Raw genomic sequence first — 24,302 nt, 5'->3', positions numbered from 1 at the left:
GGATTTCGGCCAACCGGTGCTTGCTGTCAGGTGCGCGGCGGCCGCAGGAAGAGCAGTGCGACCAGAACCGGCAGGCCGCTCAAGGCTGCAACCAAGATCACAGCCTGGAAACTGAATGCATCGGCGATGAATCCCATCGAGACATTGCCGATGAACCCGCCCAGAAACAACGAATTCATGTAGAGCGCCGTTGCCCGGCCGGGCTTGTCGGGCGCGTAGCTCTGCACGAAGGAAATCGCCACGCCGGCAAACAACCCGTAATAATAGCCCTCGATGGCTCCCAGAATGACCACTTGCGTCACAGTTTCCACCTGGGTGAAGGCACCGAAGGTGAGGATCGCGATGATGGCGGCGCCAGCCAGGATCACCCGCGCGCCGAAGCGGGTGGCCAGTCGGGCCGCGCTGAAGATCGCGATGACCTCGACGATGCACTTGGCCGAGATGGCAAGTCCGGGCGTGTAGCCCGGAAGACCGACCTCGCGCACGAAATACAGCGGCATGGCTGCTGTAAACAGCACGTTGCCGATGGCGATCAGTGTGCAGACAAGCGCTGCCAGTAAAAGCGGCCAATCGATGCCCTCGAGACTGGCCGGACGCGGCGGACGCGGCGGCGCGCGAAAGCCGTTCGGAACAGCCAGATGCCACAGCAGCAGCCAGATGGCCGCCAGGCCGGCTGAAATGCTGTAGGCCACGCGAAACCCGACCAGATCGATGATGATGAAGGACATCGACGGACCGACCACCCAGGCCAGCGACACGCCCATGCGCAGCCAGGCATTGTACTGGCTGATCTCGATCCCGGTTTTCTCGGCGTAGAGGCGGCCATAGGTGAATTCGGTCGACGTGGCGCCATTCGCAATCGCCATCACTGGCGCGCCCAGCGCGATCAGCAGCCAGAACGGCGGCAGGCTGGCGAGCAGCACGGCCATGACCAGATAAGCAATGATCGACACCAGAAGCAGCGGCTTGACCGTAACCATCCGGTCGAGGCGTTCACCGAAGATGCGGTTCACCACCATCGTCAGCGGCGCGACGATGCCGGCGTAAAGCGCGATCTGCCAGGGCTCCTGTCCAAGGCCCTCGACGATGAAGAACCCCATGACGGGGATCAGCGACGAGGTGCACATGGCGCCAAAGAACACGAGCAGAAGGATCAGCACCGCCTGACGCGGGAGCTGCAGAACGAAGGACATCTGGAAACCGGTTTCAGGCGGGGCAGCCGGACGGGGCGGCAGGCTGCAAATCAGGGAATAGACTTGAAGAATAGACCCATTTGCCGGCTTTGCACGTGCGTTTTTTGAATGGATTTAAATCTGGCCCATGCGGTGTGCACATGGGTATGCAATCAGCCAGATCGCTTGTCCGTCGTATCCTTGCGCCAGTTGTTCAATGCTGCCGTTACGGCTTCAATGCCTTCAGCCGGTACAGGGCTTCGAGTGCCTCACGGGGGCTCATGTCATCGGGGTCGAGCCCGTCCAGCGCCTGCCGCAGCACATCCGGCACTGGCGCTGCTGGAGCCGTGGCCTGTGCTGCACGGGAAGCCGGTTGCCGGGGAGCCGGGGCGAGTGCCGCAAACAGCGGCAGGTCGTCGATCAGCGTCTCGGCCGGCGCACGGCGGTCCTTTTCTTCCAGCTGCGACAGAACTGCCTTGGCCCGCTCGACAACGCTTGCCGGCAGACCCGCCAGCTTGGCCACCTGGATGCCGTAGGACCGGTCGGCGGCGCCTGGCACGATCTCGTGCAGGAAGATGACGTCGCCGTTCCACTCCTTGACCGACACCGTGGCGTTGGTCAGTCGGGGCAGGCGCTGGGCCAGGGCCGTCAGCTCGTGATAATGCGTGGCGAACAGGGCACGCGCGCGGTTCACCTCGTGCAGGTGCTCGATCGCGGCCCAGGCTATCGACAGGCCGTCAAAGGTCGCGGTGCCACGGCCAATCTCGTCCAGGATCACCAGTGCCCGCTCACCCGCCTGATTGAGGATAGCGGCCGTCTCCACCATCTCCACCATGAAGGTCGAACGGCCGCGCGCCAGATCATCAGCCGCGCCGACACGGGAGAACAACCGGTCGACCATGCCGATATGCGCGGAGCGCGCGGGCACATAGGCGCCCGTCTGGGCCATAACGGCAATCAGCGCATTCTGGCGCAGGAACGTCGACTTACCGGCCATGTTCGGACCGGTGATCAGCCAGATGCGGCCATGCGCCATGGCGTCATCGGCCGGGCCGAGATTGCTGTCGTTCGCGACAAAGCTGTCGCCGCCCGAGCGCCGCAGCGCCTGTTCGACCACCGGGTGGCGACCACCCTCGATGGTGAAGGCGAGGCTCGTGTCCATCTGGGGCCGGCAGTAGCCATCTTCCTGCGCCAGCTTGGCCAGCGCGGCCGAGACATCCAGCACGGCCAGCGCCCGCGCGGCCGCCTTGATCGCCTCGCCAGCTGCGACGACAGCTGCGGCGAGCCGGTCGAAAATCTCGAGTTCGATCGCCAACGCCCGTTCACCGGCGCTGGCAATCTTCGATTCCAGGTCAGCCAGCTCGGTCGTTGTAAAGCGCATCGCGCCGGCCATCGTCTGCCGGTGGATGAAACGGGCCGGATCGGCCGTCATCCGGTCAGCCTGGCCACTTGGAGCCTCGATGAACCAGCCGAGCACGTTGTTGTGCTTGATCTTCAGCGAGCGCAGGCCCAGCTCTTCGGCATACTCGGCCTGGAGCCGTGCGATCACCTTGCGCGAGGCATCGCGAAGGTCGCGCAGCTCGTCGAGATTGGCGTCGTAGCCTTCGGCAACAAAGCCGCCGTCTCGCTTCAACAGTGGCGGCTCGTCCGACAGCGCGCGCGACAGCTCTTCGCCCAGCGCATGCGGGGCGACGGCAAGATCATGCCGCGCGGCCGAGAGCTCCACCGGCGTTTCGGCCCCGCGCTCCAGCAGCGCCAGAATCGACCGGGTCGCGGACAGACCCTGCGCAATGCTGAGAAGGTCACGTGGTCCGCCGCGCTGAAGGGCAATCCGCGACAGGGCGCGGGCAAGATCTGGCGCTGCGGCCAGTTCACGCCTAAGTCCCTCGCGCAGGATTTCCCCATCGAGGAAGTAGGCAACGGAGTCCAGCCGGGCGTTGATGGCGTCCGGGTCCGTCAACGGTCCGGCGAGCCGGCTTGCTAACAGGCGCGCGCCGGCGCCGGTGACAGTCCGGTCGATGGCCGAGAGCAGACTGCCCTGCCGGTCGCCGCCAAGCGTGCGCATCAGCTCCAGATTGGCCCGGGTTGCCGGGTCGATCAGCATCCGCCCCCTTGCGGCCTCACGTACGGGCGGGTCCAGCGGCGGACGCTCGCCCAGCTGCGTCTTCTCGACATAGGCAAGTACGCCCGCGGCGGCCGAGAGCTCGGCGCGCGAAAACGTGCCGAACCCGTCCAGCGTCCGAACGCCGAAATACCGGGCCAGGCGATCAACGGCCGTGGCGCTGTCGAAAAACGCACGCGGCACGGGCGACAAGGCTGCGCCTTGTCCTTCCACGATGTGTCTGAGGTCAGGTTCCTGCAACAACGCGTCAGGCACGAGAATTTCGCGCGGATCGATGCGGGCAAGGTCAGCCGAAAGACGCGGAAGATCACTCTCGCCAACCTGGAAGCTGCCGGTCGACATGTCGATCCAGGCAAGACCGAACACGGCGTCATCCGGGCCGGAGCCAATACGCAGGCGATTGAGGGCGAGCAGGAAATTGTTGGCTCCGGCATCCAGCAGACGTTCTTCGGTCAGCGTGCCCGGGGTCACGAGACGAATGACATCGCGCCGGACGACAGACTTGGAGCCGCGTTTCTTGGCCTCGGCCGGATCTTCCATCTGCTCACAGACCGCCACCCGGTGGCCAAAGGCGATCAGCTTCTGCAGGTAGTCATCGGCAGCGTGCACCGGCACACCGCACATCGGAATGTCCTCGCCAAGGTGCTTGCCGCGCTTGGTCAGCGTGATGCCGAGCGTGCGGGAGGCGATTTCCGCATCCTCGAAGAACAGTTCGTAGAAATCCCCCATCCGGTAGAACAACAGGCTGTCCGGATTGGCGGTCTTGATCTCGATGAACTGCGCCATCATCGGCGTGACGCGCTGCTCCGCTCCTGTGGTGTCAGGGGCGGTCAGGTCGGGGGAGGAAGCCTGGGCAGGTTCGAATGACATGGCCGGACCGTAGCAAAGCGCATCCGTCGTTTCATGGCGACTACTGCCTTGTGCTGCCTTGAGCCGGTAATTTTCAGGGGATAAGGTTTGCATCCCCCGGCGTGGCTATGCCCGGCCGCCCGCAGCCCGACGCATGCTCCAGAGGAACCCAAAGGCCATGTCCGACAAGAAGAAAACACCGAAGACCGGGATCAGTTTCACCGAACAGGAAGCGCTTCTGTTTCACCAGGAAGGCAAACCCGGCAAGCTGGAAATCACCCCGACCAAGCCGATGGCCACCCAGCGCGACCTGTCGCTGGCCTATTCGCCCGGCGTTGCAGTTCCGGTTCGCGCCATCGCCGAGGACCCGAGCCGCGCCTTCGACTACACCACGCGCGGCAACCTCGTTGCCGTCATCTCCAACGGAACGGCCATCCTCGGCCTTGGAAACCTGGGTGCTCTTGCCTCCAAGCCGGTGATGGAAGGCAAGGCCGTGCTGTTCAAGCGCTTCGCCGACGTGGATTCCATCGACCTGGAAGTCGATACCGAGGAAGTCGACGCCTTCATCAACTCGGTCCGCTATCTCGGGCCCTCCTTTGGCGGCATCAACCTGGAGGACATCAAGGCGCCGGACTGCTTCATCATCGAGCAGCGCCTGCGCGAACTGATGGACATCCCCGTCTTCCACGACGACCAGCACGGCACCGCCATTATCGCCGCTGCCGGCATGATCAACGCGCTGCATCTGACAGGCCGCGACATGAAGACCGTCAAGGTGGTCTGCAATGGCGCGGGCGCTGCCGGCATCGCCTGTATCGAGCTCGTCAAGGCGATGGGCGTACCGCATGAGAATGTCATCCTTTGCGACACCAAGGGCGTCATCTACCAGGGCCGCACCGAGGGCATGAACCAGTGGAAGTCGGCCCATGCCGTGCGCACGGACGCAAGGACGCTGTATGAGGCCCTCAAGGGTGCGGATGTGTTCCTCGGCGTCTCCGTCAAGGGCGCACTGACCGAGGACATGGTCCGAGCCATGGCGCCGAACCCGATCATCTTCGCCATGGCCAACCCGGACCCGGAAATCACGCCGGAGGAAGTCGCAGCCATCCGTGATGACGCCATCGTCGCCACCGGCCGCTCCGACTATCCGAACCAGGTCAACAACGTCCTTGGCTTCCCCTACATCTTCCGCGGCGCGCTGGATGTGCGAGCCACCACGATCAACGAGGACATGAAGGTGGCCTGCGCCCGGGCTCTGGCCGAGCTCGCCCGCGAGGAGGTGCCGGACGAGGTTGCGGCTGCCTATCGCGGCAACCGGCCGAAGTTCGGGCCGGAGTACATCATCCCGGTGCCGTTCGATCCACGGCTCATCTCGACCATCCCGCCGGCCGTGGCCCAGGCTGCGATGGACTCGGGCGTGGCGCGCAAGCCGATCATCGACATGGATCAGTACCGGCACCAGCTGTCGGCCCGACGCGATCCTGTCGCCGGCACGCTGCAGCGCATCTTCACCCGCGTCCGCCAGATGCCGAAGCGCGTTGTCTTTGCCGAGGGCGAAGAGGAGCCAATGATCCGCGCCGCCGTCAGCTTCGTGAACCAAAGCCTCGGCGAGGCCATCCTGATCGGCCGTGAGGACGAGATCCGGGCGGCCGCCCAGGGCGCGGGTATCGACATCGACCGCCCCGGCATCCGCTTGCAGAACGCACGCAACTCGACCCGCAATGCCGATTACGCCCAGTATCTCTACGGCCGGATGCAGCGGAAGGGTTACCTGCTGCGCGACTGCCAGCGCATGGTCAACAACGACCGCAACTACTGGGGTGCCATCATGGTGGCGCGCGGCGATGCCGACGCCATGGTGACAGGTATCACCCGCAACTACTCGGTCGCCCTCGACACCGTGCGACAGTGCATCGACACCAAGCCCGGCCACCGCGTCATCGGCGTGTCGCTGGTGCTCGCCCGTGGCCGCACCGTGCTCGTTGCCGACACCACCGTGCACGACATGCCGAATGCCGAGGAGCTGGCGGACATCGCCGAGGAAGCAGCCCATGTGGCCCGTCGTCTCGGCTATGAGCCGCGCGTGGCCATGCTGGCCTATTCCACCTTCGGTCACCCGAAAGGCGAGCGCGCCGAGCGCGTGCAGGAAGCCGTGCGCATCCTCGACCGGCGCCGCGTCGACTTCGAGTATGACGGAGAAATGGCTGCTGACGTGGCGCTCAACATGGACAAGATGTCGTCCTATCCGTTCTGCCGCCTCACCGGCCCGGCCAACGTGCTGATCATGCCCGCGTTCCACTCTGCGTCCATCTCGACCAAGATGCTGCAGGAACTGGGTGGCTCGACGGTGATCGGCCCGCTGCTCGTCGGCTTCGACAAGCCCGTGCAGATCGTGCCGATGGGCGCCAAGGACAGCGACATCGTCAACATGGCAGCAGTGGCCGCGTATAATGTGACGTGAGCTTTCCGGCGCTGGCCGGTTCGCGCGATGGAAATGCAAACGGGCCGCTTGCTGGCGGCCCGTGAGACGACCGACAGTCCTTGTTTGGACTCCGGTCTCTCTCCGTGTCACCCCGGCCAAGCGTTAGCGCGAGCCGGGGCCTACTCACTGGCAGAGCCGTCTTTCTGTCGCGTTTACCGCTACTCTCTCACTCCAGACCTTCGAACAGTGCCGTCGACAGATAGCGTTCGGCGAAGGACGGGATGATCACCACGATGGTCTTGCCGGCGAACTCGTCGCGCTGGCCAACCTTGATGGCGGCGGTCAGGGCCGCGCCGGAGGAAATGCCGACCGGAACACCTTCGGTGCGGGCAACTTCGCGGGCGGTGGCGAAGGCCTCGTCATTGCTGACCTTGACGATCTCGTCAAAGACCGACGTGTCCAGCACGCCCGGAACAAAGCCGGCGCCGATGCCCTGGATCTTGTGCGGGCCGGGGTTGCCACCGGACAGGACCGGGCTGTCGGCCGGCTCGACGGCCACCACATGCAGGCCCGGTTTGCGCGCCTTGAGCACCTGGCTGACGCCGGTGATGGTGCCGCCGGTGCCGATGCCGGACACAAAGACATCCACCTCACCATTGGTGTCGTTCCAGATCTCCTCGGCCGTGGTGCGGCGATGGATGTCCGGGTTCGCGGCGTTCTCGAACTGCTGCGGCATGACGGCGCCTGGGATCTCGTCCACCAGTTCTTGCGCCCGGGCGATGGCGCCCTTCATGCCCTTCGGGCCCTCGGTCAGCTCGAGTTCCGCGCCCAGGATCTTGAACATCTTGCGCCGCTCGACCGACATGGTCTCCGGCATGACGAGGATCAGGCGATAGCCCTTGGCAGCAGCGACAAAGGCCAGCGCGATGCCGGTGTTGCCGGACGTCGGCTCGACCAGGGTCGTCTTGCCGGCCTGGATGCGGCCGTCGGCTTCCATTGCCTCGATCATGGCAACGCCGATACGGTCCTTGACGCTGGAGATCGGGTTGAAAAACTCGAGCTTGGCCAGAAGGTTGGCTTTCACGCCGTGCTTTTCGGCGAGGCGGTCAAGGCGCACGATCGGGGTATCACCGATGGTTTCGGTGATCGAACCATAGATCCGGCCGCGGCCGGGCTTCTTGTCGGACATCATCTTCTCCTGATGCGGTCGGGCGTCCGCGCCGGGCGCGGTCCCTCTGACTGTGATCCAAGCCTAGGCGCAACGGACAAGCAAGGCGAGAAGGCGCATTCCAAAGTTTTGAAGCGCGCGAAATGTTCATCCCGCCGCTTGGCGTCTCAGGCAAATACCTTGCTCTGGCAAAGGCCGCATCTGCAGGGCTCAGGCGGTACCCGTTGAGCCGAACCCGCCGCTGCCGCGCTCCGTCTCGTCAAGGCCAGCGACCTCCAACAGGGTTGCCTGCAGCACCGGGGCAATGATCATCTGGGCGATGCGCATGCCGTGCGTGACGGGGAAGGGCTCGATGCCGTGATTGATGAGGATCACCTTCACCTCCCCGCGATAGTCGGCATCGACCGTCCCGGGGGTGTTCAGCACCGTAACGCCGTGTTTTGCCGCCAGGCCCGAACGTGGGCGAACCTGTCCCTCAAAGCCGCGCGGGATCGCCATGGCAAGGCCGGTCGGCACCATCGCGTAGGCACCCGGAAGCAGGATGATTTCGCTTTCCACCGCCGCGAAAAGATCAAAACCGGCCGCATCCCGGCTCTGATATGCAGGCAGGGGAAGGTCCGCCCCATGGGCAAGGCGCTGGATCTGAACCGATACGGTCATGAAAGGGCTCCATCTGAACTGTTTCCGTCTTGCTGGCAGGACAACCGCGCTGGCGCAAGAGGGGGCGCGCACAGGAGTGATTGGCCACAGGCTGCGGTCGGACCCCTGTTCGGGGCGACTGTTCGCTATTGATGAACGATCAGTTGGAGGAAACGGGTATTTATTCACGCCTGACGCCGAACTACTTTAGGCCCATGCTTGTTGACCCCGAGGTCTGCCATGTCTGCGATTACCCCCCATACAGCCTCCACCTTTGCCCCGATGTTTCTGGCGCATGGGTCGCCGATGCTGGCCATCGAAGACAGCGCCGCGCATCAGTATCTGAAGGCGCTGGGCGACAGCCTGCCACGGCCACGGGCGATCATCGTCCTGTCGCCGCATTGGGAAACCGAAGGCCTGCGCGTGTCGGCCCCTGGTCCACTGCGCACCATCCATGACTTTGGCGGCTTTCCGAGGGCGCTGTTCGAGATCCAGTATCCGGCGAGTGCACCGGAAAACCTGGTTGCCGATGTGATGCAACGGCTGACGACAGCAGGGATCGCTGCATCTGTGGATGCGTCGTGGGGACTGGATCACGGGGCGTGGGTTCCCTTGTCCCTCGCTTTCCCGGATGCCGGCATTCCCGTCGTCGCCCTGTCCCTGCCCCTGACTTATGGCCCGGAACAGATGCTGGAGCTTGGCGCGGCGCTGAGCCCGCTGAAGGATGACGGTGTGCTGATCCTCGCGACCGGCAGCACGACGCATAACCTTCGCATGATCATGCCGAAGACGACACCAGCGGCCGATTGGGCCGTTGCCTTCGACGACTGGCTCGATCAGGGGCTCTTGACTGGCGCGCCGGAGAAGATCACGGACCTGACCGCCAATCCGCAGCTTCGGCTGGCGCATCCAACGGAAGAACACTTGCTGCCGGTGTTCTTTGCCCTTGGCGCGGGTGGTGCCGGCGCAAAGGGCGAGCTTCTGCATCGCAGCTACGAGTATGGCACGCTGTCGATGTCCTACTACCGCTTTGCGGCGTAAGCAGTTGCCGTGAGCTGCCGCATAAGCAGACCTGTCCCGCGTCAGCGGGGCAGGGTGCCGTTTGCTGCCAGAACATCCCCCACCAGATAGAGCGAGCCGCAGATCAGGATGCGCGGCGGCTCGCCATCCCTGGCTGCGCAGGCGCGGATATCCGCCAGCGCCAGATCGAGACTGTCAAAGGGTGTGGCTTCCAGCCCTGCCGTGCGGGCAAAGTCGGCCAGCTCAAACGGATCCCGGGCAGCATTCGTCGAGTTGACCGGAACGGTCCCGACATGCCGGACGAGTCCCTCAAAAGCCCGGAAGAAGCCGATGGGATCCTTGGTCGTGAGCATGGCCGAGATCATGTAGAGCGGCCTTGGGCTCTTCTCTTCCAGCTCGCCCATGTAGGTCGCGATGGTCAAGGCAGCCCCAGGGTTATGGCCGCCATCGACCCAGACTTCGGCACCGTCGGGGCATTTGTCGAACAGCGGCCCATGCCGCAACAGATGCAGCCGGCCCGGCCAGCGCACGGCTTTCAAGCCTTGTGCAATGACGTCAGCCTCTGGCAACAATCTTGCAGCCTTCAATGCCGCGATTGCCACGCCGGCATTGAGGATCTGGTGGTCGCCGGGAAGCGCTGGCAGCGGCAGGTCGAGAAGCCCGTCCTCGTCCTGGAACACCATGCGGCCATTGTCGGCCATCGCGGTAAATTCCTCGCCGAAGCGTCCGAGCCGTGACTTCGCCCGCGCGGCCGCGCGGTCGATGACCCGGGTGACTTCATCAACCTGCGGCGCCGAGACCGACGGACACCCCGACTTGATGATCGCAGCCTTCTCGCCGGCAATTTCGGTGAGGGTATTGCCGAGAAATTTCTCATGGTCATGGGAGATCGACGTGATCACCGATACGAGCGGTGTGTCGATAACGTTTGTCGCGTCCAGCCGGCCACCCAGCCCGACCTCCAGCAGCAGAACATCCGCAGGCTCCTCGGCGAAGAGAAGCAGCGCGGCCGCCGTGGTGATCTCGAAGAAGGTGATCGGGTTGCCATCATTCGCCCGCTCGCAGCGATCGAGCGCGGCGATGAGGCGCGGGTCATCGATGAACCCGCCATTTCCGCCCATCCGGATCCGCTCATTGAAACGGACCAGATGCGGCGAGGTATAGACATGGCAGCGCTGGCCGGCGGCCTCGAGGATCGCCCGCATCGTTGCCGTGACGGAGCCTTTGCCATTGGTGCCGGCAACATGGATCACGGGCGGAAGGCGGCGTTCGGGATGGCCGAGGGCTTCCAGCAGACGATGCATGCGGTCCAGCGACAGGTCGATCTGCATCGGGTGCAGGGCGAGCAGCCGGTCGAGAATGGCAGTGATCTGGTCCATGGCGCCCTTTCAGGCTCAACAGGGCCGATCCAGACTTGACTGGTGGCCTTTATGTTCTTTCCGCATACAGAGGTGCACAGGTCCTGACAAGCGGCTGAAACGGGAACGGCCCGCCGTGTCAAAATCACGACGGGCCGGGCCCGAATTCAGGTCCTGCGTAGATCAGGCGGCAGCGTCCGAGACGACTTCGTCTGCGGTTTCCGGTTCATCCATGTCCGGCAGCTCGATCTGGCGCTTCATCAGGATGCCGGCGAGACGGGCAATGGTCGACTTCATGTCGTGCCGCTTCACCACCATGTCGACCATGCCGTGGTCGAGCAGGTATTCGGCGCTCTGGAAGTCCTCCGGCAGCTTTTCGCGGATCGTCTGCTCGATTACGCGGCGGCCGGCGAAGCCGATGACGGCGCCCGGCTCGGCAATGTGCACGTCGCCCAGCATCGCGTAGGAGGCTGACACGCCGCCCGTGGTCGGGTTGGTCAGCACGACGATATAGGGCAGGCGCGCCTCGCGCAGCATCTGGACCCCGACCGTGGTGCGCGGCATCTGCATCAGCGACAGGATGCCTTCCTGCATGCGCGCGCCGCCGGAGGCGACGAACAGCACGAAGGGCGTGTTCGCCTGCACAGCTGCCTGCATGCCGGTCAGGATCGCCTCACCGGCAGCCATGCCGAGCGAGCCGCCCATGAAGTCAAAATCCTGCACGGCAGCAGTGAAGTCCATGCCTTCAACCTTGCCGCGGCCGACATAGACGCAGTCTTCCTCGCCGGAGCGGGTGCGGTACTCCTTCAGGCGGTCGACATATTTCTTGGTATCGCGGAACTTCAGCGGATCGACGGTCACGCCCGGCGTCGCAATGCGCTCGTAGCTGCCACCGTCGAAGAATGCGTCCAGGCGCTTGCGCGCCGGCATGCGCATGTGGAAGCCGGAATTCGGCACCACCCAGAGATTGGCTTCCAGATCGCGATGGAACACCATCTCGCCCGTTTCCGGGCACTTGATCCAGAGGTTTTCCGGCATCTCGCGGCGCGACAGGAAGCTGCGCAGTTTCGGCCGAACGACAGTGTTGATCCAGTTCACGGCAAAATCCGTCCGTTGTTGATCGGTCTTTGGGTCCTGCCTCAGCGGGCGCGAGCCACGCCGCCGGCAAGCGACGACACAAGGTCAGTGACGGCCGCAACGGTGCGGTCCGTCGCCTTGCCGTTTGCATCCAGGCTTTCGCGGATCGCCTCGACCAGCACCGAGCCAACCACGACGCCATCGGCGTTGCGGCCAATCTCTGCGGCCTGATCCGCTGTCTTCACGCCGAAGCCGACGGCGACCGGCAGGTTCGTGTGCGACTTGATCCGGCCGACAGCCGCTGCAACGCGCTCCGGATCCGCCGAAGCGGTGCCGGTGATGCCGGTGATCGAGACATAATACACGAAACCGGAGGTGTTCTTCAAAACGGCCGGCAGGCGGCGGTCATCGGTAGTCGGCGTAGCGAGGCGGATGAAGTTCAGCCCGCCCTTCATCGCCGGAATGCAGAGCTCGTCATCGGCTTCCGGCGGAATATCCACGATGATGAGACCGTCGACGCCAGCTTCCTTGGCTTCCGCCACGAAGGCTTCCGGGCCGCGGACATAGATCGGGTTGTAGTAGCCCATCAGGATGATCGGCGTGTCCTGGTCCGACTGGCGGAACTTGCGCACCATGTCGAGGGTCTTGTCCATGGTCTGGCCGGCGGCCAGGGCGCGTTGCGTGGCGCGCTGGATCGGAACGCCTTCCGCCATGGGATCGGAGAAGGGCATGCCCAGTTCAATCACGTCGGCACCGGCGGCGGGCAGAGCGTCCAGCACGGCCTGCGACGTGGCGAGGTCAGGGTCACCGGCGGTGATGAAGGTCACCAGGGCCGGGCGGCCCTTCTCGGCGCAGGCCTTGAAGCGGCGGTCGATGCGCGTCTCGGTCATACGGCTTTCCATCCTGTGGCGGGCCACCCGCTGCGGGTTGCGCCCGTTCTGAGCTTGAGCGCGGCCGCACAGGAACCGGCTGCCGCGCAAGGTCCGGGGCTTGGATGTAGGGGGCGGGCGGGGCTCCTGTCAACGCGAGTCCGCCATGGTGCTGAAGAAATGGCAAGCCAACTGTGGCAATGGCGCGGCCGAGCCATGCACGCAACGCTGCCCAGACGCTCATTGTCGAGGGGTGTAAACGCACTCAGTGCGTGATTATCTGGCTAACAAGAGGACGGCGATGGACCGTCCCGGTTTGGCTCCAGCTATCGGCCTGAAAAGGCACTGGCCGGGCCTCAGATCCCCAAAAGGAGCATGTCATGCGTGAACCCGTTTCCGCCCGTCTTGCCCGCATCGGGCGTATTTTCAGTGATCATGCGGGCGACAGCCTTCCGGCGACGCCGCGCGGCAAGCGCAATGAACCCAGGGCAAGCCAGTTCGAAGTCTATCTTTCGGCGATGCTCGCCGGCGGTCTTGGCGGGCGCTAGACCCACCCGCTCTCGAAGAAACCCGGTCAATGTCTTGATGGACGGACAGAAGACTGACGCACAGCAGCGCTCAGGCTGGCGGTGTGCGCCAGTCTAGTCCGAGATAGCCGAAAGCTGCCCGCCGCAGGCGCAGGAACAGAGCGTCCATGTCAGTCTCGCCCGACATTGTCGCCGCCTGCGCCAGGCCATGCGTGATCGCGATCAAGTCAAAGGCCGTCTGGTCGACGTCTTCCAGACCAAAATCCTGCAGCAAGCCCGTGATCAGAACGCGAATGCGCTGCTTCAGCTCCAGTGTCTCCGCGTCCAGCGGCAAACCCGTTTCCAGCTGTTCCAGGGCATGGGCCAGCTGAGGTCGTCGTGTGTGATGGTAGAGACTTGCCTTCAGCACACGTTCGACAGCCGCTGCAAAGGAAAGCCCGGCTGCTCCATCGATCGCACCGCTGAGATCTTCCAGCAACTCGGCGCGCAAGGCACGGATCAATCCGGCAAGGATGACCTCCTTGGATGGATAGTACTGATACAGCGAGCCGATCGACACGCCAGCGCGTTCTGCGACACGGTTCGTGGTGAATCGGGCGGTCCCGTCCTCCTCCAGAATGCGAGCTGCAGCCTCGTGGATCGCGTCGCACGTCTGCCGGCTGCGATCCTGACGTGGCTGTTTTCTGGGCTTCAAGGCCGTGCTCAAGGTCGCTCCTGATTGCGAGTTGAGAAAAGTGAGCAATTACTCACATTTCTAGTGGCGGGTGTCCAGCACGAATGGCCGCGCCGGACCGAAGGCTACAGGAGGCTTGCATGTTTGAGATGTTCGATCTGTCTGATCGCACGGTTCTGGTCACCGGCGGAGCGCGTGGCATCGGCCGCGAGCTGACGCGTCAACTGACAGGTCATGGCGCAAGGGTTCTGATTGTCGGCCGCAATGCCGATGCGCTCCAAAAGCTAGCCGCTCTCTACCCGGACCAGGTTTTCACGCTGGATATGGACCTTGCCAATCCGGGAGCTGCCACAGCCATCGCAGGCTGGGTCAGGGAAGAGCATCCGGACTTGAGTGTCGTGATCAACAATGCCGCGATCATGCGTCATGATGATCTCACCGAACCTGCCGATACTCGGGCCAGCGACATTGCCGAAGAGATCGCCATCAACCTGACGGCGCCCTTGCAACTGAGCAGCCTGCTGCTTCCAACGCTGGCGCGCTGCCCGCGGGGTGGGGCCATCGTCAACATCTCGTCCGGACTGGCGATCGCCCCCAAGAAGGATGCGGCGGTCTATTGCGCCACCAAGGCAGCCCTGTCGCACTTCTCGCGCGCCCTCAGGGATCAATGCCGGGCCAGGCACCTGAAGATCCGGGTGTTCGATGTCCTGATGACCCTCGTCGACACCACGCTGTCGCGTCCGAACAAGATGCGGAAATATGCGCCGGAAGCCGCCGCACGGGACGTCTTGAAGGCGATCGCCCAAGGCCGGGAAGAGGTCCTCGTGGAAAAGGTGAAACTGCTCGCTGCCATAAACCGGCTCTCGCCGAGTGTCGCGCGGCACATGATGCGCGGAGCCTGAGACAACAACGTCAGACAGCAAAAACCCCTCCCCAGGCCATCGCCCGGGGAGGGGTTTTCAGTTTCAGCGGAACACTGGCCTCAGTTGGCGCGCGGCGCTTCCTGGGACATGTTCTGACGGTAGAGTTGAGCGAAGTCGATCGGGTCCAGCATCAGGGGCGGGAAGCCGCCGTTGCGCGTCGCATCAGCCAGGATCTGGCGTGCAAACGGGAACAGCATGCGCGGGCACTCGATCATGACGAACGGGTGCAGATGCTCCTGCGGCACGCCGGTGATGCGGAAGAAACCGCCATAGACCAGCTCGACGTTGAACATCAGGAAATCGTCGCGCTCGGCGCGGGCGGTCAGCGACAGGACCACGTCGAACTGGCCTTCACCCATCGGCTGGGCGCTGACGTTGACGGCGATGTCCAGCTTGGGCTGGTCACCCTGGGCCAGCGAACGCGGGGCATTCGGGTTCTCGAAGGACAGGTCCTTGATGTACTGGGCCAGGATGTTCATGCCCGGTACGGCGTTCTCGTCTTCCGGTGCGGCTGCGCCGCCGTCATTGATGTCGGTCATCGTCAATGGTTCCGTTGTCACCTGCCCTCCCGAGCGGGACGGCAATTGCATGGGCCCGCTGCAGCTGGGCGCTGACAGAGGATCTTGACCGGGTGGCTAGCACGTTCAAGACCGGAGAGACAAGAGGACAGGCCTTGCCTTGCCGGCAAATGCGGCACAGATACTGGATCATGACAGAAGATGTAGAACCCGGATTCCTTCTCGCTCACCGTCGGCTCAAGCTGGATACGCTGGTACGATTGCGCTGGCTTGCGGTTGGCGGCCAGACCATCGCACTCCTGGTGGTGCATCTCGGCCTTGGCTATCCGGTGCCAGTCGCGCCGGCCTTCGCACTTGTTGCGCTGTCGGCCTGGGTCAATGTTTTTCTCAAGGTCCGGTCGCCCTCGACCTTACGGTTGTCGGATCGCTCGGCTGCGGTCCAGCTCGGCTATGATATCCTGCAGATGTGCGGGCTGCTGTATCTGACCGGTGGGCTCGGCAATCCCTTTGCCTTTTTGCTGCTGGCACCGGTGATGGTCTCGGCGACCGGCCTGTCCGGCCGGCTGACCCTGGCGCTGGGCCTGCTGGCGACGGGCTGTGCGACGCTGCTGGCCTTCTTCCACATGCCCCTGCCCTGGCCGGATGCAGCCGTCTTCGCCCTGCCGATTGTCTACTCCGTCGGCGTTTGGATCGCGCTGGTCTGTTCGCTCGCCTTCATGGCGGCCTATGCGTTCCGGGTAGCCCTGGAAGCGCGTCAGCTGGCTGACGCCTTGGCTGCGAGCGAGTTGGTTCTGGCCCGCGAACAGCATCTCAACGCGCTGGATGGCCTGGCCGCAGCCGCCGCGCATGAACTGGGCACGCCGCTCGCCACGATCTTTCTCACAGCCAAGGAACTGAGCCGCGAGTTCGAGCCTTCGGATCCGCGCGCGGAGGATGTGGCCCTGATCCGCTCCCAGGCAGAGCGGTGCCGCGACATCCTGCGCCAGCTGACGACCCTGTCCAGCGACAAGGACATGCATTTCCAGCGCATGCCGATGTCGCAGCTGATCGAGGAGGTTGTCGAACCCCATCGCGGCTTTGGCATCGCGATCAAGGTTTCCATGGCCGGTGAGGGCGCCGAGCCGGTCGGGTCGCGCAATCCGGCGATCCGCTATGGTCTTGGCAATCTTCTGGAAAACGCAGTCGACTTCGCCCGTACCACGGTCCAGGTAAGTTCAACCTGGGACGCACGCACCGCCCGCATCACGATTTCGGACGATGGTCCGGGCTTTTCCGCAGACGTTTTGTCGCGGATCGGTGATCCTTACATTTCGTCACGAACAGTCCGCAATGCCGCAAATCACTCCGGTGGCGGCCTGGGGCTGGGCTTTTTCATCGCCAAAACCCTGCTGGAGCGGACAGGCGCGCGCCTGTCGATCGAGAACCGGCCGCCACCGGAGACGGGAGCGATGGTCCGGATCACCTGGCCGCGGACGAGCATCGAGGCGCAGGGCAATGTGGACCCGGCGCAGGATTCCGGCCATAACTCCTTCAATGTTCCCGGCGCCTTGCTGCCGTGAACCGGGAGGATGTGACTTACGTACACCCGTGAAAACAGGATTGCAGGACCCATGACCGATCCCGAGCTTCGCCAGATCGAGGCCGACGACAAGAGCCTCCTGATCGTCGACGATGACAAGGCCTTCCAGACACGGCTGGCCCGCGCGATGGAAAAGCGTGGCTTTGTCACCGACTGTGCTGATGGCGTTCGGGAAGCGGTTGCCAGGATATCGGCATCTGCCCCGGCTTTCGCCGTGGTAGACATGCGTCTTGGCGATGGCAGCGGGCTTGATGTGATCGAGGCCCTGCGGCAGCATCGCCCGGACGCCCGGGCCGTGATCCTGACCGGATACGGCAACATCGCCACCGCCGTCACCGCTGTTAAACTTGGCGCAATCGACTATCTCTCCAAGCCGGCTGACGCCGATGATGTCTTCGTGGCGCTGACGCGCGAGGGGGATGCAAAGGCAACCCCGCCGGAGAACCCGATGTCGGCAGACAGGGTGCGCTGGGAACATATCCAGCGTGTCTATGAGATGTGCGAGCGAAATGTGTCCGAGACAGCGCGGCGGCTGAACATGCATCGCCGGACCTTGCAGCGCATTCTGGCCAAGCGCGCGCCTCGGTGAGGGGGCGCGCAAGCTCCACGCCAGTCTGACCCCTCATTTTCGCCAAATGCTTGCCACGTTCTGTTTCTACAGCGCGCCAGGTCATGTGCTTTTGGCGCTTCCTTGCGCCTGTGCCATTGCGCACGCGCGTCTCGGGCGGCTAAATGCCGCGACAGGAACGTGCGATTTCTCCGCTGGGGCGAAAGCCGCATCGGGCAAGGAAGTGAGGGTCGGATGCTGTCGAACTGGAACGCCGCAAATCTGGACCGTGACGTGGCTTCCTGCGGTGTCCGATTCCGGATCGGGGTCTCCTGTGCGCTCGCCGGCGGCCTGTTGGCATCCCTCGCCCTTCCCGTCACCGCAATGGCCCAGACCCCGCCGTCGGAGATGCGTATCCAGGTGGTTCCGGCCGAGCCCGGTATCCGCTCGATCTTGCTCAACAAGCGCTATCGCCCCATCATTTCGCGCGGGATCGAGGGGGCTGTCATCGAAACGGCGCCCGGAGGCGGTGATACGGCAGCGGTCGGGTGCCAGGTCGAGTTGGAGGTAACGCTCGAAAACAGCCGCGTCCTGCGCCGTAGCGCTGATATCTGCGGCTCTGGTGGCACGGTCGTCGTTGACGTCAACAAGGATCCCGGTCCCGGTCGGGCCCGGGTTGTCGGAACGGATGCGGCGCCTGCTGCCCCGTCTCCTGGTGCTGCCACTGCGCCAAAGGCCCAGGCTCCGTCGTCGCCTCGCGCAACGCAGGCCGAGACGAAGCCCCCGGTTCAGCCTGCCCCGCAACCGCAGGCCCAAACCCAGACCCAGCCGGCCGCACCCCAGCCAGTTCCTCAGACAGCTCCGGTTGAGGTCCCCTCTGCCGTGACCGAGGCGCTGGGGCGGCAGCAACCGGCTGGCCAGCCGCTCGGACAACCGGCCCCTGGCCAACAGGTCACGTCGGGTACCATTCCCGGAGCTGTGTCAGGCCCGGTGTCAGCGACGATACCAGGCGCAGCCCCCATCCTGCCTGCCCTCCCCGTCGAGCGCAGCTGGAGCGTCAGCGGCACGCAGCTCGGGTCGCAGACGGCGGTCCTCGTTCATGCCGGGCCGCAGGGAGTTGATCTGGACTTTCAGGCCAGCTGTACGCCGCAGTCGGGGCTTGCCACCCTTCGGCTGATGCGTCCGTCGCCGGGAACCACACCGGGCGCAATGGTTCCCGTGACCATCCGGGCGGATGAGTTCTATGCAACCTATGACGCTGTCGGCACTGTTGCGGCCGGACAGACCGTGCCGGAATTCACTGTCAGCCTTACGGATCCCCTCTGGGACGCCATGGCACGCAAGGTCCAGCTTGATGTCATCCTTGATGGTGTTTCGCAGGCTGTGTCCCTCAAGGGCAGCGCCCAGCCGGTCCGGCTTTTCACCGCGACCTGTGCGGAGCCGCAGAGGATCGTCGAGGACAGCCAGGATCCCGCGCTTGCCGGTGCGGGGGAACTCTCCTGCGCCGAATTCGGATCCATCCGCTCGCTGGACGGCGGTTTCCGTGGAAGGATGCTGTTCCGCAATGCGCGCAGTGAACCGGTTGATGTCTTCTGGATCGACTACGCCGGTGCGCAACGCTTCTATGCGCGGCTGCTGCCCGGACAGGTCCTCGACCAGGAATCCATCCTGTCGAATGCGTGGATGGTCACCTCGGCCAGCGGCCAGTGCCTGGGCCTTTATGTCAGCCGCGCCCCGCGCCAGGATGTAGTGGTGGGCAACCGGGTGTCTGGCGGGCCCTCTCCCCTTGGGTCTCCTGTGCCCCTGTCGGCGGGTCCCCTGCCGCCCGCCCCGGTCGGCGGGGTTGATTCGGTCAACTATCTCTGCACGGCCGGCATTGATCTTCAGGTGCAGTTTGACGCGGCCAGGGACATTGCCGTCGTGACCGAGTTCGGCCAGATCTCTGTCACGCTGCCCCGGGTGCCGAGTGGCTCAGGTTTCCGTTATGAGAGCGGCGGCTATCGTCTTGCCGGGCAGCGCGATAATGCAACCTGGTCGCGTCCCGGTCTTTATGATGCATTCTGTGCGCGCAATTGATCTGCAAAAGGGTTAAAGCGAAACGCGTATATCCCTAGGTAACGAAAGGAAGAATTTACCTATCGGGAACAAACTGCTTCTAGGTAAGAAATAACCGGGAAGTCAGAATATGTCTTTTACCCGCCTGCCCTTGGTCTGGAAAATCTCCATACCCATTTTCACGATTTTCGCCTTCACCGTAATTCTTGGCCTCGTCAGCCTCAGCGCCCTCAACAAGGCCATGTTGGATGAGCGGATGAACTCCATCCGGGGGATTTCCAAGGCATCGCAGGCCATTGCCGCAGCTTATCACGCCAAGGAACAGGGCGGCACGCTGAGCCGCGACGAGGCGCAGGCGGCAGCCAAGGAGGCGATTGGCGCAATTCGCTTCGACGGCGACAATTACATGTTTGTCTATGACGAAACAGGCAAGAACCTTGTTCACGTCAACCCCAAACTCGTTGGCACCGACATGAGCGGCGTCAAGGATCAGAATGGCACGCGGATCGTCGTCGAACTGATCAAGGCGGCTCGCAGCGGTGGCGGCTCGCTGCTTTACCCCTGGCCGCGTCCCGGCAGCGATGAAGCCATCGACAAGCTGGGCTGGGCAGAGGGCTTTGCTCCCTGGGGCTGGATGATCGGCACGGGCGTCTATGTCGACGATCTCGATGCCGCCTTCTGGAGCCAGGCAATGATGATTGTCGGTATTGCAGTTGTCGGTGCATTTGTCGCAGGGCTGGTCGCCTTTGCCGCGGTGCGCAGCATCGGCCGTCCGATTGCCAACCTGACCGCAAGCATGAGCCGTCTTGCCGATGGCGAAAGCAACATCGTCATCGAAGGCGCGAACCGCGGCGACGAGATCGGCCACATGGCCGCTGCCATGCAGGTCTTCGTCCGTAACGAGCAGGCTCGCAAGGCCCTGGAAAGCGACCAGTTGTCCCGCCAGGAAGAAGCACTGCGCCGCGGCGAGGAAGTCCAGCGGCTGAGCGCCGATTTTGACAGCCAGATCACCCAGATGATGGGCGTCATCGAGCAGTCGGTGAAGAAGCTGCAGGATGCGTCTCACGAGATGATCAGCGGCGCCGAGCAGACCACGCGCCAGACGGAAACCGTGACATCCGCATCCGAGCAGGCGGCGCGCAACGTCGAGACCGTGGCGGCCGCCGCAGAGGAACTGTCTGCATCGGTTGCTGAAATCCGGCGCCAGGTACAGCAGTCGACCCAGATTGCCTCCAAGGCCGCAGCGGAAGCCAGTTCCAGCAACAGGCGCATGACGGGCCTGTCGGAAGCGGCCGGCCGCATCGGTGAAGTCGTGACGCTGATCCAGGCGATTGCCGAGCAGACCAACTTGCTGGCGCTGAACGCGACCATCGAAGCCGCACGTGCCGGTGAAGCTGGCCGCGGCTTTGCGGTCGTGGCGGCGGAAGTGAAGGAACTGGCTACCCAGACCTCCAAGGCAACGGAAGAGATCTCGAGCCAGATTTCTGCGATCCAGTCGGAAACAGAGAAGGCCGCCCAGGCGATCTCCTCGGTGACGCAGATCATCGACCAGATGAACGACATCGCAGGGTCCATTGCCTCGTCGGTCGAGGAACAGGGTTCGGCAACGTCCGAGATTGCCCGCAACGCGACCGAAGCCTCGCGCGGCACGATGGAAGTGACGTCCAACATCGGCGAAGTGTCGCGTGCGGCGGAAACCACCCGCATGACCGCCAGCACGGTTGATGCTGCGGCCCAGCAACTGGAGCAGAATGCCGGCCAGCTGCGTCGTCAGGTGGCTGACTTCCTCGGCGGGGTCCGGCGTCAGGCGTCCTGACAATCTACCGAGACAGAAAAACCCCGCCGTCCAGGACACGGCGGGGTTTTGCTTTTTGAAGTCTTGGATTGAAAATGCCGAGGTTGATCAGATCTTGCGCAGGGCGACCTTGGCGATGCCGTGGCTGGCATCCTTGGTGAGGATAAGATCCGCACGCGGCCGGGTCGGGAAGATGTTATCCCGCAGGTTCTGCAGGTTGATACCGGTCCAGATGCTCTTGGCCTTGGCCAGTGCTTCGTCATCCGTGATGCGCGAATAGCGATGGAAATAGGAATTGGGGTCGCGGAACGCCGTTTCACGCAGGCGCATGAAGCGGTCGATGTACCATTTCTCGAGCATGTCCTCGGGAGCGTCGATATAGACCGAGAAATCGAAGAAGTCGGAGACGAAGGGCACGGCGCGGCCATCCTTTGGCAGTTCGCGCGTCTGCAACACGTTGAGCCCCTCGACGATCAGGATGTCCGGCTTGTCGACGGTCACGGTCTGTCCAGGCATCACGTCATAGTAGAAGTGGGAATAGACCGGAGCCGAAACGTTTCGCTTTCCTGCCTTGATGTCCGACAGGAATTTCAGCAGCGCTGGCCGGTCGAAGCTCTCCGGGAAGCCCTTGCGCTGCATCAGGCCTTCCTGTTCCAGCACCGCATTGGGAAACAGGAAACCGTCTGTCGTGATCAGATCAACCTTCGGGCTCGCAGGCCAGCGCGCGAGCAGGGCGCGCAGGATACGCGAGGTGGTCGACTTGCCGACGGCAACCGATCCGGCAATGCCAATGATGAAGGGCGTCTTGCCCTCTTCAACGTCGAGAAACCGCTTGGTCGCCTGATGCAGGATCAGCGTGGCTTCGGCGTAATAGGCCAGCAGACGCGACAGAGGCAGATAGACGCTTTCGACATCTGCCATCGAAATGGGATCATTGAGACCACGCAGCTCGTTGACCTCGACGGCCGTGAGGGTCATCGGGGTGTCGGCGCGCAGATGCGACCACTCGTCCTTGGTGAAGACCCGGTAGGGCGAAAGGTCCATGCTGTCAGCGCGGGGGGCGGTCTGGTCCATCGCAAGTTCCGGTTTCAGGCGTATGTATCATACGGGTTCATGGCCGTGTCCCGGGCCAGCGGTCCGGGGATGCTGCGGACTTCCCGCGACAGGAATCAATCCGCCGGGCGCGATGCCTTTTCCTCAAGCCCGGTGCGTCCGGTCCGCGAGGCCAGTTCCGCCATGACGGCGGACAGGGGCACATCACAAACCTTGAGCACCACGAGCAGGTGGTACAGCAGGTCTGCTGCTTCCCCCGTCAGTCCCTCGCGGTCGCCCTGGACAGCAGCAATCGCCGCTTCCACGGCTTCCTCGCCCAGTTTCTGGGCGCATTTGCCGACGCCCTTGCCGACCAGCTTGCGGGTGTAGGACGCCTCGTCCTCGCTGGCCGCACGGGTGGCAACGATGGCGTCGAGGTCGGCCAGGGTAAAGGCGGTCATCTGATCAGCGTCTTTTCTCGTTTGGGAAAGTCTTACACCGGATCATTTCGCAAATCAGGTATCCATTCGCATAGGTATCCCTGCGGCAGCCATATGCGCCTTGGCTTCTGCGATGGTGTAGGTGCCGAAGTGGAAGATCGAGGCGGCCAGCACGGCGGTGGCGTGGCCATCGCGCACGCCGTCCACCAGATGATCGAGCGTGCCGACACCGCCCGAGGCAATCACAGGCACCGGCACCGCATCGGCAATCGCGCGGGTCAGCGGGATGTTGTATCCGGCCTTGGTGCCGTCGCGGTCCATCGAGGTCACCAGCAGCTCGCCGGCACCCAGCTCCACGACCTTGCGGGCAAACTCGACCGCGTCGATGCCGGTGGCGTTGCGCCCGCCGTGGGTGAAGATCTCAAAGCGATACGGCTCGCCCTCGGCGCTGACCTGCTTGGCATCGATGGAGACGACGATGCACTGGGAGCCGAACTTCTCCGCCGCCTCGCGCACGAAGTCAGGGTTGGTGACGGCAGCGGTGTTGATCGACACCTTGTCCGCGCCGGCGTTGAGCAGCTTGCGGATGTCTTCCACCTTGCGTACGCCACCGCCGACGGTCACCGGCATGAAGCAGGCCTCGGCGGTGCGGCGGACAACGTCATAGATCGTGTCGCGGTCATCGCTGCTCGCCGTGATGTCGAGGAAGCAGAGTTCGTCGGCGCCGGCAGCATCATAGGCCTTGGCGGCCTCCACCGGATCGCCGGCATCGACCAGATCAACGAAGTTGACGCCCTTGACCACGCGGCCGTCCTTGACGTCGAGACAGGGGATGATGCGGGCCTTGAGGGTCATGCGCGGGCCTTTGCAATTTCATGGCCACGCAGATATGGAATCTGAATGGCAGAGGCAGACAGCTCTTACATCTTCTATGCAGACGAAAGCGGCGATCATTCGCTGACGTCCATCGACGTGAACTTCCCAGTGTTTGCCTTGTCGCTCTGTGGCTTCAAAAAATCAAGCTATTGCAGGCAGATCGTTCCCCGCTTCCAGCGGATCAAGTTCCACTACTTCGGCCATGATGCGGTGATTTTGCACGAGCACGAGATCAGAAAGCAGAAGGGCGATTTCAAGCTTTTCACTGATCAGAGGCTGCGCGAAAGCTTCCTGCAAGATGTGTCAGACTGCATCGAGGCTTCGTCCTTCCGGATCGCCGGATGCGTCATCCTGAAAAGTGAGCTGAAGCTCGATTTCTTTCCGGACAATCCCTACGCCATCGCTCTCGGGGTCTGTCTTGTGAAGGTTTACCAGTTCCTCAAGGCGAAGCACTGCTGTCCGGTTTAAGTTTGTAGGCCTGGGAGTTGCATCTGCCTTGTGTCATTTGGCGGGGTTGGCGGGGCTTTGCTGAGGTGGTCGATTGGCCGTTTGTGCATGATGTTGAGGCGCAGGAGGCGGGCAAAGGCGCGGGGCTGAGGGATTGCGCGCTGGGTGGCATGGACGATGCGCAGCAGGATGTA

21 protein-coding genes are annotated in these 24,302 nt (G+C 63.5%); 9 read left to right on the top strand and 12 right to left on the bottom strand.

The window, feature by feature from the left end; genetic code table 11:
* Positions 1-26 precede the first annotated feature (26 nt).
* Together C8348_RS16330 and mutS are read right to left on the bottom strand one after the other, a co-directional pair.
* Entirely contained in the window at positions 27-1,193 is a 1,167-nt protein-coding gene (locus C8348_RS16330) for an MFS transporter (protein WP_106754445.1), read from the bottom strand.
* Between the two features lie 205 nt (positions 1,194-1,398).
* Positions 1,399-4,164 carry a DNA mismatch repair protein MutS gene (mutS, locus tag C8348_RS16325; RefSeq protein ID WP_106754444.1) on the bottom strand — a complete coding sequence of 922 codons (2,766 nt, stop codon included), beginning with the start codon at positions 4,162-4,164 and terminating at the stop codon, positions 1,399-1,401.
* Between the two features lie 157 nt (positions 4,165-4,321).
* Between mutS and C8348_RS16320 the strand changes: the two genes are divergently transcribed.
* On the top strand, positions 4,322-6,604 hold the full coding sequence (locus tag C8348_RS16320) for an NADP-dependent malic enzyme (protein WP_106754443.1): 2,283 nt from the start codon (positions 4,322-4,324) through the stop codon (positions 6,602-6,604).
* Positions 6,605-6,791: 187 nt separating this feature from the next.
* On the opposite strand, the gene cysK is transcribed toward C8348_RS16320, so the two are convergent.
* Positions 6,792-7,757: a cysteine synthase A gene (gene cysK / locus C8348_RS16315; protein ID WP_106754442.1), complete on the bottom strand. Its 966-nt coding sequence runs from the start codon at positions 7,755-7,757 to the stop codon at positions 6,792-6,794.
* Positions 7,758-7,943: 186 nt separating this feature from the next.
* Complete coding sequence (gene dut / locus C8348_RS16310) at positions 7,944-8,393, bottom strand: dUTP diphosphatase (protein WP_106754441.1); 450 nt, start codon at positions 8,391-8,393, stop codon at positions 7,944-7,946.
* 219 nt (positions 8,394-8,612) lie between these two features.
* Between dut and C8348_RS16305 the strand changes: the two genes are divergently transcribed.
* Entirely contained in the window at positions 8,613-9,413 is an 801-nt protein-coding gene (locus tag C8348_RS16305; protein WP_106754440.1) for a DODA-type extradiol aromatic ring-opening family dioxygenase, read from the top strand.
* Between the two features lie 41 nt (positions 9,414-9,454).
* On the opposite strand, the gene C8348_RS16300 is transcribed toward C8348_RS16305, so the two are convergent.
* The 3 genes from C8348_RS16300 to trpA all read right to left on the bottom strand — a co-directional run bounded on the left by C8348_RS16300 (position 9,455) and on the right by trpA (position 12,717).
* Positions 9,455-10,771, bottom strand: coding sequence for a bifunctional folylpolyglutamate synthase/dihydrofolate synthase (locus C8348_RS16300; protein WP_106754439.1), 1,317 nt, complete (start codon positions 10,769-10,771; stop codon positions 9,455-9,457).
* A 162-nt stretch (positions 10,772-10,933) separates the two neighbouring features.
* Positions 10,934-11,848: an acetyl-CoA carboxylase, carboxyltransferase subunit beta gene (gene accD, locus C8348_RS16295; RefSeq protein WP_106754438.1), complete on the bottom strand. Its 915-nt coding sequence runs from the start codon at positions 11,846-11,848 to the stop codon at positions 10,934-10,936.
* 41 nt (positions 11,849-11,889) lie between these two features.
* Entirely contained in the window at positions 11,890-12,717 is an 828-nt protein-coding gene (trpA, locus tag C8348_RS16290; RefSeq protein ID WP_106754437.1) for a tryptophan synthase subunit alpha, read from the bottom strand.
* 359 nt (positions 12,718-13,076) lie between these two features.
* Between trpA and C8348_RS22000 the strand changes: the two genes are divergently transcribed.
* The gene (locus tag C8348_RS22000) at positions 13,077-13,244 is read left to right on the top strand and encodes a hypothetical protein (RefSeq protein ID WP_157950450.1); all 168 of its coding nucleotides are present in this window, start codon (positions 13,077-13,079) and stop codon (positions 13,242-13,244) included.
* Between the two features lie 70 nt (positions 13,245-13,314).
* Here the strand turns inward: C8348_RS22000 and C8348_RS16285 are convergent, their stop codons facing one another.
* Positions 13,315-13,929, bottom strand: a complete 615-nt coding sequence (locus C8348_RS16285; RefSeq protein ID WP_198647099.1) for a TetR/AcrR family transcriptional regulator — start codon at positions 13,927-13,929, stop codon at positions 13,315-13,317.
* 107 nt (positions 13,930-14,036) lie between these two features.
* On the opposite strand from C8348_RS16285, the gene C8348_RS16280 reads away from it, so the two are divergent.
* A complete protein-coding gene (locus C8348_RS16280; RefSeq protein ID WP_157950449.1) occupies positions 14,037-14,798 on the top strand; it encodes an SDR family oxidoreductase in 762 nt (253 codons plus the stop codon).
* Positions 14,799-14,878: 80 nt separating this feature from the next.
* Here C8348_RS16280 and secB read toward each other — a convergent pair whose 3' ends face one another.
* Complete coding sequence (gene secB, locus C8348_RS16275) at positions 14,879-15,358, bottom strand: protein-export chaperone SecB (protein WP_106754434.1); 480 nt, start codon at positions 15,356-15,358, stop codon at positions 14,879-14,881.
* 170 nt (positions 15,359-15,528) lie between these two features.
* Here secB and C8348_RS16270 point away from each other — a divergent pair, with 170 nt between their 5' ends.
* The 4 genes from C8348_RS16270 to C8348_RS16255 all read left to right on the top strand — a co-directional run bounded on the left by C8348_RS16270 (position 15,529) and on the right by C8348_RS16255 (position 21,334).
* Entirely contained in the window at positions 15,529-16,896 is a 1,368-nt protein-coding gene (locus C8348_RS16270; RefSeq protein ID WP_106754565.1) for an ActS/PrrB/RegB family redox-sensitive histidine kinase, read from the top strand.
* A 51-nt stretch (positions 16,897-16,947) separates the two neighbouring features.
* Positions 16,948-17,505 carry an ActR/PrrA/RegA family redox response regulator transcription factor gene (locus C8348_RS16265; protein WP_106754433.1) on the top strand — a complete coding sequence of 186 codons (558 nt, stop codon included), beginning with the start codon at positions 16,948-16,950 and terminating at the stop codon, positions 17,503-17,505.
* A gap of 213 nt (positions 17,506-17,718) precedes the next feature.
* Entirely contained in the window at positions 17,719-19,539 is a 1,821-nt protein-coding gene (locus C8348_RS16260) for an MliC family protein (protein ID WP_106754432.1), read from the top strand.
* A 109-nt stretch (positions 19,540-19,648) separates the two neighbouring features.
* The gene (locus C8348_RS16255) at positions 19,649-21,334 is read left to right on the top strand and encodes a methyl-accepting chemotaxis protein (protein ID WP_106754431.1); all 1,686 of its coding nucleotides are present in this window, start codon (positions 19,649-19,651) and stop codon (positions 21,332-21,334) included.
* A gap of 87 nt (positions 21,335-21,421) precedes the next feature.
* Here the strand turns inward: C8348_RS16255 and coaA are convergent, their stop codons facing one another.
* The 3 genes from coaA to hisF all read right to left on the bottom strand — a co-directional run bounded on the left by coaA (position 21,422) and on the right by hisF (position 23,640).
* The gene (gene coaA, locus C8348_RS16250) at positions 21,422-22,387 is read right to left on the bottom strand and encodes a type I pantothenate kinase (protein WP_106754430.1); all 966 of its coding nucleotides are present in this window, start codon (positions 22,385-22,387) and stop codon (positions 21,422-21,424) included.
* Between the two features lie 95 nt (positions 22,388-22,482).
* Positions 22,483-22,806 carry a phosphoribosyl-ATP diphosphatase gene (locus C8348_RS16245; RefSeq protein ID WP_106754429.1) on the bottom strand — a complete coding sequence of 108 codons (324 nt, stop codon included), beginning with the start codon at positions 22,804-22,806 and terminating at the stop codon, positions 22,483-22,485.
* 54 nt (positions 22,807-22,860) lie between these two features.
* Complete coding sequence (gene hisF / locus C8348_RS16240; protein WP_106754428.1) at positions 22,861-23,640, bottom strand: imidazole glycerol phosphate synthase subunit HisF; 780 nt, start codon at positions 23,638-23,640, stop codon at positions 22,861-22,863.
* 45 nt (positions 23,641-23,685) lie between these two features.
* Here hisF and C8348_RS16235 point away from each other — a divergent pair, with 45 nt between their 5' ends.
* Entirely contained in the window at positions 23,686-24,129 is a 444-nt protein-coding gene (locus C8348_RS16235) for a DUF3800 domain-containing protein (protein WP_106754427.1), read from the top strand.
* Positions 24,130-24,302: the final 173 nt, after the last annotated feature.

Source organism: Pannonibacter carbonis (assembly GCF_003012935.1).
GTDB classification, from domain to species: Bacteria; Pseudomonadota; Alphaproteobacteria; order Rhizobiales; family Stappiaceae; genus Pannonibacter; species Pannonibacter carbonis.
Note: the sequence above shows the minus strand (reverse complement) of the source record. Positions and strands in the feature narration are given on the sequence as shown.

Bases quoted from the DNA above. Each gene is read 5' to 3' on its own strand.
- C8348_RS16330 (WP_106754445.1), bottom strand. From the start codon at position 1,193: ATGTCCTTCGTTCTGCAGCTCCCGCGTCAGGCGGTGCTGATCCTTCTG.
- mutS (WP_106754444.1), bottom strand. From the start codon at position 4,164: ATGTCATTCGAACCTGCCCAGGCTTCCTCCCCCGACCTGACCGCCCCT.
- C8348_RS16320 (WP_106754443.1), top strand. From the start codon at position 4,322: ATGTCCGACAAGAAGAAAACACCGAAGACCGGGATCAGTTTCACCGAA.
- cysK (WP_106754442.1), bottom strand. From the start codon at position 7,757: ATGATGTCCGACAAGAAGCCCGGCCGCGGCCGGATCTATGGTTCGATC.
- dut (WP_106754441.1), bottom strand. From the start codon at position 8,393: ATGACCGTATCGGTTCAGATCCAGCGCCTTGCCCATGGGGCGGACCTT.
- C8348_RS16305 (WP_106754440.1), top strand. From the start codon at position 8,613: ATGTCTGCGATTACCCCCCATACAGCCTCCACCTTTGCCCCGATGTTT.
- C8348_RS16300 (WP_106754439.1), bottom strand. From the start codon at position 10,771: ATGGACCAGATCACTGCCATTCTCGACCGGCTGCTCGCCCTGCACCCG.
- trpA (WP_106754437.1), bottom strand. From the start codon at position 12,717: ATGACCGAGACGCGCATCGACCGCCGCTTCAAGGCCTGCGCCGAGAAG.
- C8348_RS22000 (WP_157950450.1), top strand. From the start codon at position 13,077: ATGCGTGAACCCGTTTCCGCCCGTCTTGCCCGCATCGGGCGTATTTTC.
- C8348_RS16280 (WP_157950449.1), top strand. From the start codon at position 14,037: ATGTTTGAGATGTTCGATCTGTCTGATCGCACGGTTCTGGTCACCGGC.
- secB (WP_106754434.1), bottom strand. From the start codon at position 15,358: ATGACCGACATCAATGACGGCGGCGCAGCCGCACCGGAAGACGAGAAC.
- C8348_RS16270 (WP_106754565.1), top strand. From the start codon at position 15,529: ATGACAGAAGATGTAGAACCCGGATTCCTTCTCGCTCACCGTCGGCTC.
- C8348_RS16265 (WP_106754433.1), top strand. From the start codon at position 16,948: ATGACCGATCCCGAGCTTCGCCAGATCGAGGCCGACGACAAGAGCCTC.
- C8348_RS16260 (WP_106754432.1), top strand. From the start codon at position 17,719: ATGCTGTCGAACTGGAACGCCGCAAATCTGGACCGTGACGTGGCTTCC.
- C8348_RS16255 (WP_106754431.1), top strand. From the start codon at position 19,649: ATGTCTTTTACCCGCCTGCCCTTGGTCTGGAAAATCTCCATACCCATT.
- coaA (WP_106754430.1), bottom strand. From the start codon at position 22,387: ATGGACCAGACCGCCCCCCGCGCTGACAGCATGGACCTTTCGCCCTAC.
- C8348_RS16245 (WP_106754429.1), bottom strand. From the start codon at position 22,806: ATGACCGCCTTTACCCTGGCCGACCTCGACGCCATCGTTGCCACCCGT.
- hisF (WP_106754428.1), bottom strand. From the start codon at position 23,640: ATGACCCTCAAGGCCCGCATCATCCCCTGTCTCGACGTCAAGGACGGC.
- C8348_RS16235 (WP_106754427.1), top strand. From the start codon at position 23,686: ATGGCAGAGGCAGACAGCTCTTACATCTTCTATGCAGACGAAAGCGGC.